The sequence below is a fragment of the Massilia polaris genome (assembly GCF_012927275.1).
GTDB lineage: Bacteria > Pseudomonadota > Gammaproteobacteria > Burkholderiales > Burkholderiaceae_D > Telluria_A > Telluria_A polaris.
In genome coordinates this window covers 23,513-41,648 of sequence record NZ_JABBGG010000011.1, presented here as the reverse complement: position 1 = coordinate 41,648, position 18,136 = coordinate 23,513, and the positions used below count along the sequence as shown (strand labels likewise).

Annotated in this window: 18 protein-coding genes; 9 read left to right on the top strand and 9 right to left on the bottom strand. The window is 64.2% G+C overall.

What is annotated here, in order from left to right:
* Nucleotides 1-127: 127 nt before the first annotated feature.
* Nucleotides 128-1,885 carry a glutamine--tRNA ligase/YqeY domain fusion protein gene (locus HHL21_RS17660; protein WP_169468305.1) on the bottom strand — a complete coding sequence of 586 codons (1,758 nt, stop codon included), beginning with the start codon at nucleotides 1,883-1,885 and terminating at the stop codon, nucleotides 128-130.
* Nucleotides 1,886-2,018: 133 nt separating this feature from the next.
* Here HHL21_RS17660 and HHL21_RS17655 point away from each other — a divergent pair, with 133 nt between their 5' ends.
* From HHL21_RS17655 to HHL21_RS17635, 5 genes are all read left to right on the top strand, one after another.
* Complete coding sequence (locus HHL21_RS17655; RefSeq protein ID WP_169468303.1) at nucleotides 2,019-2,309, top strand: DnaJ domain-containing protein; 291 nt, start codon at nucleotides 2,019-2,021, stop codon at nucleotides 2,307-2,309.
* Nucleotides 2,310-2,371: 62 nt separating this feature from the next.
* Nucleotides 2,372-2,878: a hypothetical protein gene (locus HHL21_RS17650; protein WP_169468301.1), complete on the top strand. Its 507-nt coding sequence runs from the start codon at nucleotides 2,372-2,374 to the stop codon at nucleotides 2,876-2,878.
* Nucleotides 2,878-3,657 (top strand): hypothetical protein, encoded by a 780-nt coding sequence (locus HHL21_RS17645; RefSeq protein ID WP_169468299.1) that lies wholly within the window; start codon nucleotides 2,878-2,880, stop codon nucleotides 3,655-3,657. The genes HHL21_RS17650 and HHL21_RS17645 overlap by 1 nt, the downstream gene beginning before the upstream one ends.
* A gap of 14 nt (nucleotides 3,658-3,671) precedes the next feature.
* Nucleotides 3,672-4,544, top strand: coding sequence for a hypothetical protein (locus tag HHL21_RS17640; RefSeq protein ID WP_169468297.1), 873 nt, complete (start codon nucleotides 3,672-3,674; stop codon nucleotides 4,542-4,544).
* A gap of 67 nt (nucleotides 4,545-4,611) precedes the next feature.
* The gene (locus HHL21_RS17635; protein ID WP_169468295.1) at nucleotides 4,612-5,139 is read left to right on the top strand and encodes a Cif family virulence factor; all 528 of its coding nucleotides are present in this window, start codon (nucleotides 4,612-4,614) and stop codon (nucleotides 5,137-5,139) included.
* A 52-nt stretch (nucleotides 5,140-5,191) separates the two neighbouring features.
* Here HHL21_RS17635 and HHL21_RS17630 read toward each other — a convergent pair whose 3' ends face one another.
* Nucleotides 5,192-6,085, bottom strand: a complete 894-nt coding sequence (locus HHL21_RS17630) for a LysR substrate-binding domain-containing protein (RefSeq protein WP_169468293.1) — start codon at nucleotides 6,083-6,085, stop codon at nucleotides 5,192-5,194.
* 100 nt (nucleotides 6,086-6,185) lie between these two features.
* Between HHL21_RS17630 and HHL21_RS17625 the strand changes: the two genes are divergently transcribed.
* Nucleotides 6,186-7,412: an MFS transporter gene (locus HHL21_RS17625; RefSeq protein ID WP_169468291.1), complete on the top strand. Its 1,227-nt coding sequence runs from the start codon at nucleotides 6,186-6,188 to the stop codon at nucleotides 7,410-7,412.
* Here the strand turns inward: HHL21_RS17625 and HHL21_RS17620 are convergent.
* Nucleotides 7,375-8,160 (bottom strand): LytR/AlgR family response regulator transcription factor, encoded by a 786-nt coding sequence (locus HHL21_RS17620; protein ID WP_169468289.1) that lies wholly within the window; start codon nucleotides 8,158-8,160, stop codon nucleotides 7,375-7,377. The two genes, HHL21_RS17625 and HHL21_RS17620, sit on opposite strands and share 38 nt — an antisense overlap.
* Nucleotides 8,157-9,242 carry a sensor histidine kinase gene (locus HHL21_RS17615; RefSeq protein WP_169468287.1) on the bottom strand — a complete coding sequence of 362 codons (1,086 nt, stop codon included), beginning with the start codon at nucleotides 9,240-9,242 and terminating at the stop codon, nucleotides 8,157-8,159. Before HHL21_RS17615 ends, HHL21_RS17620 begins: the two co-directional genes overlap by 4 nt.
* Nucleotides 9,243-9,443: 201 nt before the next feature.
* Here HHL21_RS17615 and HHL21_RS17610 point away from each other — a divergent pair, with 201 nt between their 5' ends.
* The gene (locus HHL21_RS17610; protein ID WP_169468285.1) at nucleotides 9,444-9,767 is read left to right on the top strand and encodes a hypothetical protein; all 324 of its coding nucleotides are present in this window, start codon (nucleotides 9,444-9,446) and stop codon (nucleotides 9,765-9,767) included.
* Between the two features lie 45 nt (nucleotides 9,768-9,812).
* On the opposite strand, the gene HHL21_RS17605 is transcribed toward HHL21_RS17610, so the two are convergent.
* Nucleotides 9,813-11,048 carry a CaiB/BaiF CoA transferase family protein gene (locus HHL21_RS17605; protein WP_169468283.1) on the bottom strand — a complete coding sequence of 412 codons (1,236 nt, stop codon included), beginning with the start codon at nucleotides 11,046-11,048 and terminating at the stop codon, nucleotides 9,813-9,815.
* Between the two features lie 33 nt (nucleotides 11,049-11,081).
* Nucleotides 11,082-12,854 carry a cation:proton antiporter domain-containing protein gene (locus HHL21_RS17600; protein WP_169468281.1) on the bottom strand — a complete coding sequence of 591 codons (1,773 nt, stop codon included), beginning with the start codon at nucleotides 12,852-12,854 and terminating at the stop codon, nucleotides 11,082-11,084.
* A gap of 13 nt (nucleotides 12,855-12,867) precedes the next feature.
* On the opposite strand from HHL21_RS17600, the gene HHL21_RS17595 reads away from it, so the two are divergent.
* Nucleotides 12,868-13,461 (top strand): host attachment protein, encoded by a 594-nt coding sequence (locus HHL21_RS17595; RefSeq protein ID WP_169468279.1) that lies wholly within the window; start codon nucleotides 12,868-12,870, stop codon nucleotides 13,459-13,461.
* A 45-nt stretch (nucleotides 13,462-13,506) separates the two neighbouring features.
* On the opposite strand, the gene HHL21_RS17590 is transcribed toward HHL21_RS17595, so the two are convergent.
* Nucleotides 13,507-15,750, bottom strand: a complete 2,244-nt coding sequence (locus tag HHL21_RS17590) for a family 1 glycosylhydrolase (RefSeq protein ID WP_229496556.1) — start codon at nucleotides 15,748-15,750, stop codon at nucleotides 13,507-13,509.
* 315 nt (nucleotides 15,751-16,065) lie between these two features.
* Here HHL21_RS17590 and trpS point away from each other — a divergent pair, with 315 nt between their 5' ends.
* Nucleotides 16,066-17,088 carry a tryptophan--tRNA ligase gene (gene trpS, locus HHL21_RS17585; protein ID WP_169468277.1) on the top strand — a complete coding sequence of 341 codons (1,023 nt, stop codon included), beginning with the start codon at nucleotides 16,066-16,068 and terminating at the stop codon, nucleotides 17,086-17,088.
* A gap of 64 nt (nucleotides 17,089-17,152) precedes the next feature.
* On the opposite strand, the gene HHL21_RS17580 is transcribed toward trpS, so the two are convergent.
* Nucleotides 17,153-17,566 carry a hypothetical protein gene (locus HHL21_RS17580; RefSeq protein WP_169468276.1) on the bottom strand — a complete coding sequence of 138 codons (414 nt, stop codon included), beginning with the start codon at nucleotides 17,564-17,566 and terminating at the stop codon, nucleotides 17,153-17,155.
* A 124-nt stretch (nucleotides 17,567-17,690) separates the two neighbouring features.
* Nucleotides 17,691-18,125: a DUF3597 domain-containing protein gene (locus HHL21_RS17575; RefSeq protein WP_169468274.1), complete on the bottom strand. Its 435-nt coding sequence runs from the start codon at nucleotides 18,123-18,125 to the stop codon at nucleotides 17,691-17,693.
* Nucleotides 18,126-18,136: the final 11 nt, after the last annotated feature.

Here is an 18,136-nt window from a genome sequence, read left to right as displayed (position 1 = left end):
ACTGTTACAAGTTCGCGGACCTATCACTGTTGATAGGATTTCAAATACACAACAGTTGCTAGCGTTTTAGCAAAAAAAATCCCGCCGCGGCAAGGGCCGGGGCGGGAGGTCGGACAGGGCGGCTGGCTTACTTAGCCCAGCTGTCCTTCAGGGTTGTTATCCGGTTGAACACCGGTTTGCCAGGCGTGGAATCGACCCGGTCGGCCACAAAATAGCCGTGCCGTTCGAACTGGAAGCGCTGGTCGCCCGCGGCGTCCTTCATGCCCGGTTCCAGGTAGGCGGTGATCACTTCCAGCGCGTTCGGGTTGAGCGCCAGCTTGAAGTCCTTGCCGCCGGCGTCCGGGTTCGGGTCGGTGAACAGGCGGTCGTACAGGCGCACTTCCGCGGCCAAAGCGGCGTCGGCCGACACCCAGTGGATGTTGCCCTTGACCTTGTAGGTGTTGGCGCCTTCGGTGCCCGACTTGCTGTCTTCGAAGTAGTTGGCGTGCACGGCAATCACCTTGCCGTCGGCATCCTTGTCGAAACCGGTGCACTCGATCACGTAGCCGAAGCGCAGGCGCACGCGGCTGCCCGGCGTGTCGCCGCTTGGCGGGAACAGGCGGAAGTAGCCCTTGCTAGGCACTTCCATGAAGTCTTCCTGCTCGATCCACAGGTTTTTGGTGATCGGGAAGCTGCGGTTGCCCAGTTCCGGCAGATGCGGGTGGACCGGCGCGCTGCAGTCGACCGACTGGCCATCCGGGAAGTTGTCGATGACCAGCTTGAGCGGACGCAGCACCGCACTGGCGCGCGGCGCTTTCGGGTCGAGGTCGTCGCGCAGGCTGCCTTCGAGCGTGCTCATGTCGATCCAGCCGTCGGCCTTCGAGACGCCGATGCGCTCGCAGAACAACTGGATCGATTCCGGCGTATAGCCGCGGCGGCGCAGGCCGACGATGGTCGGCATCAGCGGGTCGTCCCAGCCCGACACGATCTTTTCGTCGACCAGCTGGCGCAGCTTGCGCTTGCTGGTGACCACATAGGTCAGGTTCATGCGCGCGAATTCGTACTGGCGCGGCACCGGCTGCCGGAAGAAGCCGCCTTCGGCCAGCGTGGCCAGCAGCCAGTCGTAGAACGGGCGGTGGTCCTGGAACTCGAGCGTGCACAGCGAATGCGTGATGTTTTCCAGCGCATCCGAAATCGGGTGCGTGTAGTCGTACATCGGGTAGATGCACCAGGCGTCGCCGGTACGGTGGTGATGCGCGTGGCGGATCCGGTAGATGGCCGGGTCGCGCAGGTTCATGTTGGGCGCGGCCATCGCGTCTTCGCTGACCTTGGCGCGCAGGATGTGTTCGCCATCCTTGTACTTGCCGGCCTTCATGTCGCGGAAGATCGCCAGCGATTCCCCGGCAGGGCGGTTGCGGAACGGCGAATTGGTGCCCGGCGTACCGAAGTTGCCGCGGTTTTTAGCCATATCCTCGGCGCTCTGGCTGTCGACATAGGCGAAACCGGCGCTGATCAGGTACTCGGCCATCTCGTACAGCTGGTCGAAGTAGTCGCTGGCGAAGTACAGGTGGTTCCTGCCTTCCTGCTCCCACGAGAAACCGAGCCATTTGACGCTGTCGATGATGGTGTCGACGTATTCCTGTTCTTCCCTGGCCGGGTTGGTGTCGTCGAAACGCAGGTGGCACAGGCCCTGGTAGTCGCGCGCGAGGCCGAAATTCAGGCAGATCGACTTGGCGTGGCCGATATGCAGGTAGCCGTTCGGCTCCGGCGGGAAGCGCGTGATGACGGGCGGCAGGCCCGGGCGGACGTGGGTGCCGGCGGCCAGGTCGTGGTCGACAATGGCGCGCAGGAAGTTCGACGTCGGCGCGTTCGCCGCCGCGTCGGGTTTGTTTTTCTCGTTGCTCATGGAAATAGATAGGTTGGAATCAGGTTGCCGCATTTTACCGTACGCGCGGGCCCCGCGCGGCAACCCTGACAGCCGGGGCTGATCTATAGGATAATCTCGCTTTAATGTGTTGTCCGACCGCTGGGGGTTTCGATTGGAAAATTTATATGCGGTACTGGGCGTGGCGCCGAACGCCAGCGACGAGGAGATCAAAAAGGTCTATCGTTCGCTGGCCATGCGCTACCACCCCGACCGCAACGACGCGCCGGCCGCCGCAGTGCGCTTCAAAAGCGTCGCCAAGGCCTATGAAATCTTGTCGGACCGCGCCAAACGCGACGAATACGACCAGAGCGTCAACCACCGCATCATCCTCGATGCCGAGGCCGAAGCCTACGAGCTGTGGCGCGCGCTGTTCCAGCTGAACGGCGTTCCCCTGCCAGCCTGAGCATCCGGCGCCATCCCGGCGCCTTTCCGGACACAACACGCACCACCAACAGGATTTTTACCATGACAAGAGTACATCCCGAATTTGCCTACCAGTCGCGCGAGCTAGGCGGCCAGATCGACGGCATTTTGGGCGATCCGCCAAACCGCAAGAACTACGACATGATGGTCGATGCGCTGGTTGGCGAATACACCGATGGCGGCGGCATTGAAGACGTCAACATGATGAGCTTCGCGCTGGTCGACCGCATCACCTTCAGCAATCCAAAAGGGCTGCTGCGCGAAGCGTTCGATTACGAAGGCGGCGACCCGGCCAAGGTGTTCGCGATGGCTGCCGTCGAAGGCGAGGGCGCGGCCATGTACGCGGCGATGACCGGGAACCACCCGGAACTGGCGCGCCAGGCCATCATCACCGCCTTCCTGTTCAAGCACCCGCGCATGTGGGAAGAAGAGGACAACTCGTTCGACAAGCTGGGTGAAAACGACGACGGCGACGATGTCGACGATGACGGCGATGGCGGCGCCACCGACGACTTCGCGCAGATGTTCGACCAGGACGGAGACCAATAATGACCGAAAAAACCTACCTGCCCGCGCTGTCGAAACAAGTGACGGAGCTGGTGCTGGCCGGCTCGCTCGGGCACGCTGAACAGGCGTTCTCGGAAGCTGCTGAAACGCACGGCGACCTGGTGGTCTCCGAGGTGCTCGGCACCCTGCCGCCGCAAGTCACCGCGCTGCACCTGTCCGGCTTCGACGGCGGCAAGACCTCGCTGGCGACCCTGCTGGTGCCGCCCAAGGCATGGGCCGACAGCCTGGCCTTCATCGCCGCCACCTGGTCCGAAGAGATGATCGAAGACGACCCTGAGCGCGTGGCCGAATCGCTGTTCGCGCACATCCACGGCGTGGTGTTCTCCACCGACGACGAAGAGCGCCGCCACGCGCTGCTGGCCGAAGCCTCGGCCACCGACTACGGCGCGACCGCGTTCGCGATCCTGTTCTCGATGGCGCCGAAGGACATCCTCGAACTGGCCGGCGAAGTGATCTCGAAGGGGTCGTACATCACCGCGCATTCCTCGTCCGACAGCGACATCATCCCGCTGGCGGTGGAGCTGGTGAAGGCCAATGAAGACGGCTGGGACCGCGCCCTGTTCGAGCTGTTCCCCGACTTCCGCCACAGCGCCGACCTGGCCGACGCCGAGTTCTCGGACGACCCGGACGACGAGCCGCAATTCCTGCAGCGCTCGACGCGCGAACTGCTGTACCGCCTGCGCAAGCAAGTGCCGTCGGCGCGCAGCAGCGCGCCTAAGCGCGGCACGCGCAAGAGCCTCGGCACCGACATCTTCTCGTGAACGCGGAACCGTCAATGCTGCCAGCACTCGTAGTAGAACGCCTGCCGCGTATGGTGCGCGCGATCCGCTGTTTCGGCGCCGGCGACAACGGCGACGAGCCGGCGATCCTGGCCGATGAACTGGCCGGGATCACCGCCATGGTCGCGGAGAAGTTCACCAACGACCGCACCGCCGAAGGGATCCAGCGCGCCTACTTCCTGACGGTCGGCTGCGTCTCGCTGGGCATCGAGCACGAGATCGAAGACGGCGATGAAGATGGCGCGATCGACTACCTGGTCGAAGAGGGCGCCGAGCACGCGTTCCAGGTGGGTTTTCGCATGGTCCGCGACCTCGCCGCGCTGCCGGAGGATTCGCTGGTCGGCGAATACGACAACGACCCGGTGTACATGCAGCGCAGGCTGAAGGAACTGTTCGTCGACATCTGCAGCGCAGACCCGAACCAGAACTGGTCGGGGCCGGAGCGCTACGAGATCCAGCTTGGCCAGCGCAAGGCCGTGCAGGCGATCGTGCGCACCGCGAACTGGCTGCGCCGCCATCATTACGAAGGCCCGATCAACGATGCCGACCTGAATGCCGAAGGCGTGATCGCGCTGGCGGTGATCTTCGCGATCGAAGGGGGCGGGCGCATCGTCGCGAAAACCGGGCAGAAGGACTTCGAGCGGCTGGTGTCGTCGGTGCGCAAGAACAAGCCTGACTATGAGGCTGGATGGGCCGAGCTGATGGCCAAGGTGCCGGCGCAGCACCAGGCCGTGCTGGCCGAGCGCATCGCGTCGTACCGCGAGCACTGCACGGTGATCCAGAAGATCCAGAGCCGCACGTCGATGAAGAACCTGTTCGCGGAGCTGGAGAACTATGCCGGTTCGGAGCTGGACGCCGACTATGCGTAATAACTAGTTGTTGCGTATTGTGTAAGCCCGGGATAGCATCGGCGCTCCATTCAACGAGGAGTTGCCGATGTCCCTTTCCTTCCGCGCCGCCGTTCTCGCCGCAGCCCTGATTTGCTCCCCTGTTTTCGCCGCCGACATGCCTTCGCATGTGGGCCGTTATGAAAGCACGCCGGAAGACATCGCGGCGATCAACAAAGTCGTCCAGGACTTCCAGGCCGCGCTCAAATCCAAGGATATCAAGCTGCTGTCGTCGCTGATGCTCAATTCGAACATCTTGTGGGCGAGTCCGGCCGACCCGAAGGGCATCGCCAAGGTACGTGAGACGATCGACGTCAACTTCGACGGAATGAGTCCGATGGGATATCCGGGCTTTGCCGAATTTATCCAGACTGAAAAGCAGGTCGTGGAAGAGCGCTTCTACAATGTCCGCATCACGCAGGACAGGCATGTGGCCTTCGTGCTGTTCGATTTTGATTTCCGTATCGGCGATAAGGTGATCAACCACGGGTTGGAGGCGTGGCAGATGTTGAAAGGCGCCGAAGGCAAGTGGAAGATCGTCAGCGTGTATTGGTCGTCGAAGGGCAAGCCGAACTAAGGCCGGTGGTGTGCCGGCGGATACGCCCAAAGGGCGCATCCGCCGAATGCCGTCACTCCCGCGCCGCCTCCATGGCCAGCGCCACAAACGCCTCCACTAACGGCGACACTTCATCCTTGCGCTGCGCCAGCAGCAAGGTCGTCGTCGCCCCTTCATCGGCGATCGGCCGGTAGCAAACCCCATCCATCCTGATCCGCTCGAACGCCTTCGGCAGCAGCGACACCCCGCACCCCGCTGCGACCAGCCCGATGATGGTCGACGCCTCGCCAGCCTCCAGCGCCACATGCGGCACAAACCCCGCGTCCCTGCACAGCCTGAAGATCTGCGGATAAATCCCGGTCCCGGCGCCCGCCGGATACATCACAAACGGCATCCCTTCGAGGTCGCGCATCGCCACCGTCTTCTTGCGGCACAAGGGGTTAGCGGTCGGCAGCACCGCTACCAGCGGATCCTGGCGCATCGCGGTCAGCTTCAAGTCATCGGCGCGGCCCCGTTCCGGCGGCCGGATAAATCCCAGGTCCAGGGTCCGCTGCGTCAGCCCTTCCAGCTGGCGCAGCGTCGCCAGCTCATGCAAGGTCAGGCTCACCTGCGGATACGCGGCACGGTAGCGGTTGATCACCGTCGCAAAAAACGGCGTCAGCGGCGTCGAGAAGGTGAAGCCGATGCGCAGCTCTCCGGCCTCGCCGCGTTCGGCGCGCCGCGCGGTTGCCCCGGCCTGTTCCGACAGCGCGAGGATGCGCCGCGCATCCGTCAAAAACAGCTTGCCCGCGTCGGTCAGCCGCACCGAGCGTTTGGTGCGCGCGAACAGCTGCGCGCCGATGTCGGCTTCGAGCGCCTGGATCGCCTGGCTGAGCGGCGGCTGCCCGATGTGCAGGCGCTCGGCCGCGCGCGTGAAATGCAGCTCTTCGGCGACGGCGATGAAGTAGCGGAGGTGGCGTAATTCCATGAGTAATCGATTTTACAGATATATATCGCCTGAAATATATATTGGACAGTATTAATACGCAATCCTAACATGGGGGTTCCCTTCGAGCCAGGAGTCATCCATGAACACCGACAGCCCGCGCGTCAAGCGCATCAACCGCGCCATCCTGTTCGGCGGCTTTTCCGTGTTCGCGCTGCTGTACTGCGTGCAGCCTTTGATGCCGCTGATGGCGCAGCAGTTCGCGCTGAGCGCCGCCGAGAGCAGCTGGGTGCTGTCGATTTCGACACTGACGATGGCGGTGACACTGGTGCTGGGCGGCGCGCTGTCGGACCGCATCGGCCGCAAGGCATTGATGACGGCCTCGATGGTCGGCGGCGCCGCCTGCACGCTGCTGTGCGCGTTCGCGCAGGACTTCACCCAGCTGCTGATCCTGCGCGCGCTGCTCGGCGTCGCGCTGGGCGGCATGCCTGCGGTGGCGATGGCCTACCTGGGCGAGGAAATCGCGCCGCAGTCGCTTGGCGTCTCGATCGGCATGTACATCGGCGGCTCCGCGCTGGGCGGCATGCTGGCGCGCGTCATCACCTCGGTGGTCGCCGATTACGCATCGTGGCGCTTCGCGCTGTTCGGCCTCGGCGTGGCCGGGCTGTACGCGGGCTGGGAATTCTGGCGCAGCCTGCCGGAGTCGAACAACTTCCGTCCCGGCCGGCCGGGCGTGAAAGCGCTGCTGGATGGCGCGCGCTTGCATCTTCGCGACGATGGCCTGCCGTGGCTGTTCGCGCTCGGCTTCCTGCTGATGGGCGTGTTCGTCAGCCTGTACAACTACATCGGCTACCGCCTGCTGGCAGCGCCGTTCAGCCTCGGCCAGACCGCGGTCGGCCTGCTGTCGGTGCTGTACGTGACCGGCATGTACAGCTCGGTCTGGGCGGGCAGGCTGGCCGACCGGATCGGCCGCCGCAACGTGCTGTGGATGACGATGGCGCTGACGATGACCGGGCTGGCGCTGACGCTGTCGGCCAACCTGATCGTGCTGGTGACAGGCATGTGCGCGGCAACCTTCGGCTTTTTCGCTTCGCACTCGGTTGCCAGCAGCTGGGTCGGCATGCGCGCGCGCGCGCCGAAGGCGCTGGCGTCCGCACTGTACCTGTTCTTCTACTACGTTGGCGGGAGCATGGTCGGGTGGCTAGGCGGGCTGGCGTGGGGCATCGGCGCCTGGAACGCCGTGGTGTCGGTCCTGCTCGCGCTGCTCGGGATCGCCATGCTGATTGCGCTGCGCCTGCGCGGACTCGCGCCGCTCGCGCCGGCGCCCGTCCTCACATCTGCCGGAACAGGTGTGCGTACAGCGGGCTGACACGCAGCTTTTCCGGCCGCGTGCGAAGGGCCAGCGTCAGCCGCCCGGCGTCGTCGCGCGACGCGCTGGCCACGCCGCCGATGTTGACGATGGTGCCGCGGTGGACCTGCCAGAACACGCTGTCGTCGAGCTGCGGGCGCAGTTCCTTCAGGCTGACGCGGATCAGCGCCTCGCCTTCCTGCGTGACCACGTTGACGTATTTGTCGAGCGCTTCGAAATACACGACGTCCGACAAGGGGATCATCCGCACCTGGTTGCCCACGGCGGCGCGGATCATCGACAGGCGCTCCTGCGGCTGCGGCGCCGGCGGCAGCAGCGCGTGCATCTGCGCTACCAGCTGGGCCAGGCCGTGGTCGCCGCTGCGGTTCGCCAGGCGCTGGCGCAGGCGTTCGATGGTCTTGCCGAGGCGCGCTTCGTTGACCGGTTTCAGGACGTAGTCGGCGGCCGCATGCTCGAAGGCGGCGAGGGCGTATTCGTCGTACGCGGTCACAAACACGACTTCGGGGAAGGACAGCGCCGCGTCCCATCGCTCGGCAAGTTCCTCGGCCGCTTCCAGCCCGCTCTGGCCCGGCATCTTGATATCCAGGAACAGCACGTCGGGCCGCAGCGCGAGGGCCTGCGCCACCGCGTCGATCCCGTTCGGGCAGGTGGCGACGATCTCGAGGCCCGGCCACAGTTTGCCCAGCGCGGCGGCAAGCGTCGCAGCGAGAATAGGTTCGTCTTCGGCGATCAGGGCGCGGATGGTCATGGTGTTTGCAGTGGCAGGGTCAGTCGGGCCAGCGCGCCGTGCGGCGCGTTGGGCGTCAGGGAGAGGCTTGCGCGTTCGCCGTAGACCGCGGCCAAACGCTCGCGGGTGTTGGCCACGCCCAGGCCGGTGCCGGCCTGGCCCGGCGTGGCGTGCAAACCGCGTCCGGTGTCGGCAATCGACAGCGCCACCATGCCGTCCTGCGCCGCCGCGCTGACGGTCACATGGCCGCCGTCGATGTCCGGTTCAATGCCATGCACGATGGCGTTTTCGACCAGCGGCTGGAGCAGCATCGGAGGCAGCTTCACGCCGGCCAGCGCCGGCGGCAAGTCGAGCGTGTAGCCGAGCCGCTGCCCCATCCGCACCGACATCAGGCCAAGATAGGCGTCGAGCAGGGCGAATTCGTGCGCCAGCGTGGTGTTCTCGGAACGCGACGAGGTGAGCGTGGCACGCAGGTAGAGGATCAGCTGGTCAAGCATCGTCTGCGCGCGTGCCGGGTCGAGCGCGATCAGCCCCTGCAGGTTGGCCAGGGTATTGAACAGCATGTGCGGCTCGATCTGCGCCTGCAGCAACCGTAGCTGGGTTTGCAGCGCTTGCCGGTTGATGGTTTCGGCGCGCGCCGTTTCCAGGGCCAGCGCCGCTTCGGCGCGGACGATGCGGTCGCGGCTGACGAAGAACAGCCAGGCCGCGCCGGCCGCCAGCAGCGTGAACACCAGCATCGAGTTCATCGACTTCGACGCCGTCTCGGTGGCCGAGGGGACGCTGCGGCCGAGCAGCAGGCCGCCAAGCGCGATTCCGGCATACTGCGCAAACGGCACCGCGACGGCCAGGATGGCGAAGAACACCGGCCAGCGCGGACGCTTGTGCGCGCCCCACATCGCCAGCCGCGCACCGTCGGCGATCACCAGCACGATCATCCCGATGCACATCGAGTAGACCACGTTCTCGAAAAAATTCTCCGGGCGGCGCGTTATCGATGTGATCACGACGGCGCACAGGATGTTCAGTACGGCTGCGTAGCCCGCGTCCCGGGCGAGCTGGCGGAACGGGAATCCGGTAGTGGGCGGCGGCGGGGGCATTTGCATGGCAACGTCCTTTCAAAACGATGCGCCATTGTCGCCGCGCGTTGGGGCGGCGGCAACAACAAGGCGACGAAACGCGGCTGGCCCGGAGCGAATCGATGCCGGATGCTACCGGCCAGGAACATACTGAACCTTGCCGCCTGCCGAATATCTAATATATTTAAATTGGCACGGCCCCGTGCCAGCGTACGTATGGAGGCTGAAATGTTGCAATCATCGGAAATCGAAAGAAGGTTCAGCAGTATTCAACAGGCGATCGGGCAGGCTTCGCAAACCCTGCAGGCCGACAGCGCCCCATCGCAATTGAAAGATTGCATCCAGAAACTTGACCGTGAATCGAGCAAGGCCCAGCAGGTCATCCAGTCGCACGACGAGAACCGCATCCGCCAGTGCGTGGACGAGCTGGAGTCGATGGGCGACGAAGCCAAGCGCGTCTGCCGCAGCCAGGCCGCGGTGACGCCACGGGTGACTGAAGCCATCATGAAGGTACACGACGAACTGTCCGACCTGAAACACCAACTGCACTAAGCGATCGGGGCGGGACGCACTGCGTTCCGCCACCGACGCGCGTGCTTAGATAACGCCCTTGCCACGCAAGGCTGCGATCTCGGTGTCGTTGCGCCCCAACAAATCACGCAGCACCTCATCGGTATGCTGGCCCAGCATTGGCGGAGGCAGCTCCGCCATGGCAGGTGTCACCGACATCTTCATCGGGCTGCGCACCAGCTTGACCTTGCCCGCGGCAGGGTGATCCATGTCGAAGGCGACCTCGCGCGCTTTCACTTGCGGGTTGTCGAACACATCGGCCAGGTCGTTGATCGGGCCGCAGGGCACGCCGACCTCTTCGAGCTGGCGGATCCATTCAGCGCGGCTGCGGGTCTTGACCATCTCGGCCAGCAGCGGCACCAGCACGTCGCGGTTCTGGACGCGCAATGGATTCGTGGCAAAGCGCCGGTCCGCGCCAAGGTCGGGCCGGTTGCCGGCCTCGACAAATTTCTGGTACTGCCCATCGTTACCTGTAGCAACAATGATGTGGCCATCGGCACAGGCGAAAGTCTGGTACGGAACGATATTGGCGTGCGCGTTGCCCCAGCGCTTGGGCGCCTTGCCGCTGTTGAGGTAGTTGCTGCCCATGTTGGCCAGCATCGCCACTTGCGTGTCGAGCAGCGCCATGTCGATGTGCTGGCCTTCGCCGGTGCGGTCGCGGTGCATCAGCGCAGCGAGTACCGCCACGGTGGCGTACATGCCCGTCATCAGGTCGGTGATGGCCACGCCGGCCTTCTGCGGACCGCCGCCCGGCAGGTCGTCGCGTTCGCCCGTCACCGACATCAGTCCGCCCATGCCCTGGATCAGGAAGTCGTAGCCGGCGCGGTGCGCGTAGGGGCCGTCTTGGCCGAAGCCGGTCACCGAGCAGTACACGATATCCGGATTGATTTCCTTCAGGCTGTCGTAGTCGAGGCCATAGCGTTTGAGCTGGCCGACTTTATAGTTTTCCAGCACGACATCGGCGTCGCGCGCCAGGTCGCGCACGATCGCCTGGCCTTCGCCGCTGGCGATGTCGACGGTGACGGAGCGCTTGCCGCGGTTGGCTGCAAGGTAATACGCCGCCTCGCTGGTGTCGTTGCCCTGCGCATCCTTCGCGTAGGGCGGGCCCCAGGCGCGGGTGTCGTCGCCGACGCCGGGGCGCTCGATCTTGATCACGTCGGCGCCGAGGTCGGCAAGGTTCTGCGAGCACCACGGCCCGGCCAGTACGCGCGACAGGTCGAGTACGCGGATATGGCCCAGCGCCTTCGGAGTTTCTTGTGTCATGAGGTCGGCTTATCGTTGCAATTCAGGCAGCGATTATAGCTGCCTTTGCGGCTTGCTCAGCTGGGCGTTCCTGGCCAGGGTCGCGCTGAACAGGTCGCGTTCGTCGTCGACGATGCGGTCGATGTCTTCCTCGTCCAGCCCAAGCGTTTCCAGCACGGAAGCCGACAGTTGCAAGCTGGCTTCGAGCGTCTCGGGAACAACGGTGGTGGCGCCGGCCTGCTTGAGCGCCAGCGCATGGCGCGCATCGCGCGAACGCGCCAGCAGGGGGATATCGGGAAACTCGCGGCGGATGCCGCGCACGGCCTGGAGGGCCGCCATTGGATGGTCCATCGTCAGTACGATGGCGGGGGCCGATCCGGCATCGACGCGGCGCAGCAGTTCGGTACGGGACGCGTCGCCGAAATACACCGGCAAACCGAGCGCGCGCATTTTCGCCACCAGCTTGGCATTGTTTTCGAAAGCGACAAACGGAATCCCTTGCGCTGCCAGCAACTTGCCCAGCAGCTGCCCGACCCGGCCGTAGCCGGCGATGATGATGCGTTCGCGCACGTGCTCGAGCGCCTCGCCGTCCCTGGCCGCCTCCAGCTCGTCTTTATGGTGTTCCCAGTTGTCGCCGATCATCCGTCCGATGCGGGTAAGCACGGGCGTGATGAACAGGCTGAGGCCGACAGCGAGCATCACCAGCTGGCCAAGTTCCGGCGCAACAAGCTTGCCGGCCACGGCGTAGGCGATCACGATGAAGGCGAACTCGCCGCCCTGGGCCAGCATCAGCCCGCCTTCGATCGCACGGCCCCGGCCGAGGCCGCCGTAGCGGAACAGCGCCGCCACCACGCAAGCCTTGATCGTCACCAGCCCCAGCACAACTGAGGCCAGCCAGAGCGGATTGAGCGCCACCTGGCGCAGGTCCATGCCCATGCCGACAGTCATGAAGAACAGGCCCATCAGCAAGCCCTTGAAGGGATCGATCATCATTTCGATTTCGTGCTTGAATTCCGTTTCCGCAAGCAGCAGGCCGGCGATCAGCGCGCCCAGCGCCATCGACATGCCGGCGAGGGCGGACAAGCTGGCGATGCCGAGCGCCGCCAGCAGGATCAGCGCCATGAACACATCCGGCTGGCGCTGGCGCGCGAAGGTGCGGAACAGCGGATGAAGCAGGCGCCCGCCGACCAGGTAGATCAAGGTGATCGCGATGCCCGCCTTGAGCATGGCGCCGGCGATCAGCCAGCTCGGATCGCTGCCGGCGCTTTTGCTCATCGCGCCGATCAGGATCAGCAGCGGCACCACCGCGAGATCCTGCAGCATCAGCACGGAAAATCCGGCCAGGCCCAGCGGCGTGCTTGCCGTGTGGCTCTCGTTCATCAATTGCATGACCACCGCGGTGGACGACAGCGACAGCACGAAACCGAGGATGATCGCGGTCTCCATCGGATGGCCCATCAGCAGCACCGTGCCGCCGATCAACGCCGCGCACACGCATACCTGGGCGACGCCGGCGCCGAACACCCACTTGCGCAGCGCCCACAAGCGCGCAGCAGACAGCTCCAGGCCGATCATGAACATCAGGAAGATCACGCCGAGCTCGCCCAGCACCTTGACCCCATCGGAATTCGGAAAGGTCAGGTAACTGAGCCAGGCAATATCGTTGGCGAACAAGGCCAGGCCATTGGGGCCGAGCAGGGCGCCGACCGCGAGGAATCCCAGCACCTGGCTGATGCGGAAACGCTGCAGCAGTGGAATCAGGATTCCCGCGAGGGTCAGGAACAGGATGATTTCCCGCAGAAACGGGAACGCGTGTTGCTCTTGCACTGGGTCAGGCCTTTTGTTCTGGTTGGTCGTAAGGGCAAGCAAAACGACAGCCAGCCAATGTCTATTTTATACGGGTGCCGGGGTCCTAAGCTGCGCCGCATTTTCCCGGCCGCGCGCTACACTGGAACAACAGGCGCTGTTGCCTGTTCAAGCAAAGGAGGGGCGTATGCAAACCACGTGGGTGATCGCGGCCGATGCAAGCCGCGCGCGCATTTTCGAGATGGACGACAGCAACGAAAAACTGCGCGAGATCGAAGACATGATCAATCCGGAAGGTCGCCAGGACGGGCGTGAAGTCCAGTCGGATGCCGAAGGACAAAATTTCAGCGGCCGGGGCCTGCAACGCAACACTTCCCAGCCGCACCGGACGCCGATCGAACATGATGTGGAACTGTTTTCGAAAGAGGTGAGCCGCTATATCGACAAGGCCTGTTACGACAAGCGCTTCGATTCGCTGTGCGTGATCGCGCCGCCGAAGTTCCTGGGCCTGATGCGTGAGAATCTCGGCGAACAGGCGCGCAAGGCGGTGACGGAAGAGATTCCGAAAGATATCGCCTGGTTCGAGGGGCCCGAGATTGAGCGGTATGTGCGGGAGCATTTGCATTAGGAGCGAGTTCGGCGGATAAACAGGCAGTGCACAACGCCGATTCAATCACCGCGCCACCGGCTCCGGATAACACGCCGCCTCATCCTGCATCGGCTCGCCGCGCTGATGGAGGAACCGTCCGAGCGCATCATCCAGACTCGGCAACAACATCGCGCGTTCGCTATGCAGCGCGGTGTAGAGCGGCCGCGGCGCGATATAGGCGATCGACAAGCCTTCAAGGCGGCTCGCATCCACGCCCGCCAGCCCGGCCGCCTTGTTGGCCAGCTCGACCCAGGTAATCGGATGCCCGTTGGTCAGGTGCCACACGCCGCATTCCCGGTCGATCATCAAATCGAGGCAGGTGTTCACCAGGTCGGGCACATAGGTCGGCGACACGATAATGTCGCTCGCCGCCTGGAACGATCCGCCGCCGCCCAGCGCTGCCAGCGCCTGGGTGACGAAGTTATGCTGGTCCCACGGACCGAAGAACGAACTGGTGCGTACCACCAGCGATCCCGGATGCCGCTCCAGTACCGAGGTTTCCGCCTCGACCTTGCTCTTGCCGTAGATATTGATCGGCGACACCGTATCGCTCTCGACGTAGGGATCATTCCGCCGTCCGTCGAATACGAGGTCGCTTGAAAACGTGGTCAGGTGCACGCCATGCCGTGCGCAGGCGGCGGCCAGCACTGCCGGGCCGTGCGCGTTTTCGCGGAAGCAACGCTCGACATCGTTCTCGGCATCATCGACGCGCACATAGCCGGACGCGTTCACCACGGCCCACGGCTTGCAGCGCGCCATCGCGCGTTCGACCGAATCCGGGTCGGCGATGTCCATCTCATGACGGCTGAGCAGCTGGTAGGCCAGGCTGCGCTCGCGGCACAGGCGGGCGAAGGCACGCCCCAGGGTGCCGGTCGCGCCGGTGATCAGGATCGGCCGCGCTTGCTTGCCGACCAGCCGGTGGCCATCGGCCGATATCGAGGTCAGCGCCAGCGGCGTCGCCACCGGCTGGCACGAGAAACGGCTGGAACGGCGCCACCATCCCTGTCCGCGCAGGACCGGATGCGACAGCGGTTTCTCATCGGCCAGTTCGCGCATCATGCGCGCCAGCGCGGTCGGACGCGGTTCGGGCGAACGCAGGTCGAACGGCCCCGGCTCGTAATAGCCCTGGTCGCGGGTAACGAGGCTGTTCCAGTCGAACGAGCCGAGCAGCGCCCAGACGGTGATCGCGCGGATGTCCACGCCGTTGAGCTGAGCCTGTTTGCCGGCTTCCCAGATTTCCAGCAGCCAGCGCAACTGGTCTTCGCGGTTGGCGTCGATGTGCGCTTCGGTGACCGCCAGCGGGATCCGGTAGCGGTCCCACGCCTCCTGCAGCAAGGGGCCGATGCCGGCCGTGGGCGTCGCCAGCACGCGCGCGCATTCGATGTCGGCGCACGGTACGCCGCCGATGTTGCCGCGATGATGTTCCGGATAGCGCTCAGGACGGTGGTCGAGCCAGCGCTCGCTGGTGACGTAGTAATTGACGCCGATGATGTCGGGCGGGCAGGGATTGTCGCGGAACCACAGGATGTCGTTCGGCTCGATGCCGCTCTGGACCAGGTAGTTCCACAGCGCGTGCTCGGGGCCGACCATGCCGCACAGCAGGTCCCAGCCCAGCCAGCGCCGTTCGTTGTAGAACGCGGCCGCATCGGCCATTTCGCGGGTGCTGTAGGTTTTTCCGAGGTCGTCGGTCTGCACCAGCCTGGCGTCGGGATTGTGCTTGCGGATTTCCTGCATCGACAGGACCACGGCGCGGCACTGCACCAGCAGGGCTTTCAGGAAGGTCAGGTCGTCGCGGCCATGCGGGTACCACAGGCCGTAGAGGCCGGAGAAGCGGGCGGTGGTCAGCGGTTCGTTGACGGGCGTGTAGTACTCGACCCAGGGGTAGCGTGCGGCAACTGCGCCGGCGTACTTCGCCAGTTGCGGCGCGAAGGCCGGGTCGACCAGGCTGGTGTGGCGCGGACCGCTGCCGTGGTGCACCAGGCCGACGATCGGCGTGATGCCCGCCGCGCGCAGGGCCGGCAGGCGCTCGTCCGGCCATTCCCAGTCGGCGCCGGCGATGCCGCCGGGTGCGGTGCGTTCCCACAGGATCGGGTAGCGGATCGCCCGGATACCGAGCGCTGCGAATTGGGAAATGTCGTCGAGCCGGTGAACATGGCCGTTGCGGTCCATCTGGCTGTGATAATCGTCGTGGACGCGGTTGACTGTGCATTCGAGGCCGCCCCACAGTTCGAGCGGCGCGCTTGGTTCAAGCCTGTTAATGTTATTCATGAATTCAACCGGTTGGTTATTCGGAAGTTTCCGCGCCACAGGCGCCTTATTTTTCGTGGGAAACTTATAAATTAGATGCCATGCAAAACGCGAAAGTTCGCATTAATGGTATCGGTGTTCTGTTCTTGACAGAAGGCGGCTACTCTGTAACGATGCTGGCATGAATTTATTCCGCTCACAATTTGCTAGCGTAATCTGGTGGCGCCGCTGACAGCGCGCGGCCGTTCCACAGCAATGTGATGCTTTTAAACGCCGCCTCGATTGGGCGGCGTTTTTGTTGGCGCGGCAGCATCGGGGCAATCCAGAGGATTTACGATGACAACGCCGAACCAGACACCCAACCTTCCGGTCATCCTGACGGGCGATCGCCCGACAGGTCCGCTGCACCTTGGCCACTTTGTGGGCAGCCTGCGCAACCGCGTTGCCTATCAGCATAGCTATCAGCAATTCGTGATGCTGGCTGACGCCCAGGCGTTGACCGACAACATGGACGACATCGGCAAAGTCCACCGCAACGTGGTTGAAGTTGCGCTCGACTATATGGCGGTCGGCATCGACCCCGCACTGACGACGATCCTGATTCAGTCCCAGATCCCAGAGTTGGCAGAACTGACATTCTATTATTTGAATCTGGTGACCGTCGCACGGCTGGAGCGCAACCCGACCGTCAAAGAGGAAATCCGCCAGCGCGGCTTCGAGCGCGACATCCCGGCCGGCTTCCTCACCTATCCGGCCAGCCAGGCTGCCGACATCACCGCGTTCAAGGCCAGCCTGGTGCCGGTGGGCGAAGACCAGATCCCGATGATCGAGCAGACCAACGAGATCGTGCGCAAGTTCAACCGCATGTACAACTGCGCGATCCTGGTCGAGGCGAAGGCGCTGGTGCCCGAGATCGGCCGCCTGCCTGGCATCGACGGCAAGGCCAAGATGAGCAAGTCGCTGGGCAATACGATCAACCTGGGCGCGACGCCGGACGAAATCCGCGCGGCGGTCAAGCAGGTCTACACCGACCCGCTGCACTTGCGCGTGCAGGACCCGGGTCACCTGGAAGGCAACGTGGCGTTCATGTACCTCGACGCGTTCGACACCGAGAAGGCGGCGCTGGAAGAGATGAAGGCGCACTACGTTCGCGGCGGGCTGGGCGACAGCATCGTCAAGAAGAGGCTGGAAGTGGTGCTGCAGGAAATGCTGGCGCCGATCCGCGAGCGCCGCGAACTGCTGGCGCAGGACAGGGGCTATGTGATGCAGGTGCTGAAGGATGGCACGATGAAGGCGCGGGAAGTGGCTGCACGCACGGCTGACGAAGTGCGCGCCGCGCTGGGTCTCAGCTACTTCTAATCTAATCATAATTCGGCGGATGCGCGCTCCCAAGGGACCGGGCATCCGCCGAATTCAACCCGCGTCACTTCACGCGCTTCACCCGCGGCGACTTGCGCGATCCCTCAATCTCCATATACATCGCCCCCATCGCGCCACGCGCCACGGTCGCTGTCAAATCCTTGCCCGTCACGGCGCCGTTGCTGTCGTCGACCACCTGCCAAACCTGCCCGTTGGCCAGCCTGATTCTCTGGTCGCCTTCCCATCCTTCGAACGACCCCGGAATAACGCTCTGGATCGTCGCGAGCTCCGGCCGCTTCGGCGTCAGCCCGAACGCCTGTTCCTGCACTTCACGTTTCTGCACAGCAGTCGGCTGCCTGACCGCGTCATAGCACGCCAGCCGCTTGCTGTCGTCGCTGATGTCGCGGCAACGGAAGAACGCCGCATCATCGGCTAAGGCAGGTCCGGATGCAAGCAGCAGGGCAATCAATAATTTCATGTGGGAGTCTCAGGTGGCGAGTGCCGAATTGGCTTGCACCGGAGTATTCCATGCGCGCAGGACATGGTCAAGACGCCATGCCCCGCGCGACGGCGGGACATTGCCAGCAGAAAGCGGCGGGAACTTAGTCGCGCAGGTCGGCAGGTACCTTGCCGCCATTCGCCGCGAGGCGGTTCATGACCTGGCGGTGCAGCCAGATGTTCATCGCGGCCGAATCGCCCGTGTCGCCCTTGTAGTCGAGCTCCTGCGCCAGTTCCTTGCGCGATTGCAGGCTGCTGTCGAGGTTGAGCAGCTTGAGCAGGTCGACGATCGAGGTGCGCCAGTTCAGCGGCTCGCCGGCCGACTGGGCCATCTTGTTGAGGATAGCTTCGACGTCGACCATTTCCATCGGTGCGGCCGGAGGCGCTGCCGCGCGGGGCGCGGCCTGCGGCGTAGTCTGCTGTGCGGTCTGGGTTGGCTGCGATTGCATCGATCCTGGCGTTGCCGGTGGCTTGGCTTGCGCTGCGGCCGGGTGCGACGAAGGGAAGATTTTGCGGAAAATATTGCTGAGGATACCCATGATTTTTATCT

What these genes read in the sequence shown, in the direction of transcription:
- HHL21_RS17660 (WP_169468305.1), bottom strand. Translation starts at nt 1,885, where the DNA reads ATGAGCAACGAGAAAAACAAACCCGACGCGGCGGCGAACGCGCCGACG.
- HHL21_RS17650 (WP_169468301.1), top strand. Translation starts at nt 2,372, where the DNA reads ATGACAAGAGTACATCCCGAATTTGCCTACCAGTCGCGCGAGCTAGGC.
- HHL21_RS17645 (WP_169468299.1), top strand. Translation starts at nt 2,878, where the DNA reads ATGACCGAAAAAACCTACCTGCCCGCGCTGTCGAAACAAGTGACGGAG.
- HHL21_RS17640 (WP_169468297.1), top strand. Translation starts at nt 3,672, where the DNA reads ATGCTGCCAGCACTCGTAGTAGAACGCCTGCCGCGTATGGTGCGCGCG.
- HHL21_RS17635 (WP_169468295.1), top strand. Translation starts at nt 4,612, where the DNA reads ATGTCCCTTTCCTTCCGCGCCGCCGTTCTCGCCGCAGCCCTGATTTGC.
- HHL21_RS17630 (WP_169468293.1), bottom strand. Translation starts at nt 6,085, where the DNA reads ATGGAATTACGCCACCTCCGCTACTTCATCGCCGTCGCCGAAGAGCTG.
- HHL21_RS17625 (WP_169468291.1), top strand. Translation starts at nt 6,186, where the DNA reads ATGAACACCGACAGCCCGCGCGTCAAGCGCATCAACCGCGCCATCCTG.
- HHL21_RS17620 (WP_169468289.1), bottom strand. Translation starts at nt 8,160, where the DNA reads ATGACCATCCGCGCCCTGATCGCCGAAGACGAACCTATTCTCGCTGCG.
- HHL21_RS17615 (WP_169468287.1), bottom strand. Translation starts at nt 9,242, where the DNA reads ATGCAAATGCCCCCGCCGCCGCCCACTACCGGATTCCCGTTCCGCCAG.
- HHL21_RS17610 (WP_169468285.1), top strand. Translation starts at nt 9,444, where the DNA reads ATGTTGCAATCATCGGAAATCGAAAGAAGGTTCAGCAGTATTCAACAG.
- HHL21_RS17605 (WP_169468283.1), bottom strand. Translation starts at nt 11,048, where the DNA reads ATGACACAAGAAACTCCGAAGGCGCTGGGCCATATCCGCGTACTCGAC.
- HHL21_RS17590 (WP_229496556.1), bottom strand. Translation starts at nt 15,750, where the DNA reads ATGAATAACATTAACAGGCTTGAACCAAGCGCGCCGCTCGAACTGTGG.
- trpS (WP_169468277.1), top strand. Translation starts at nt 16,066, where the DNA reads ATGACAACGCCGAACCAGACACCCAACCTTCCGGTCATCCTGACGGGC.
- HHL21_RS17580 (WP_169468276.1), bottom strand. Translation starts at nt 17,566, where the DNA reads ATGAAATTATTGATTGCCCTGCTGCTTGCATCCGGACCTGCCTTAGCC.
- HHL21_RS17575 (WP_169468274.1), bottom strand. Translation starts at nt 18,125, where the DNA reads ATGGGTATCCTCAGCAATATTTTCCGCAAAATCTTCCCTTCGTCGCAC.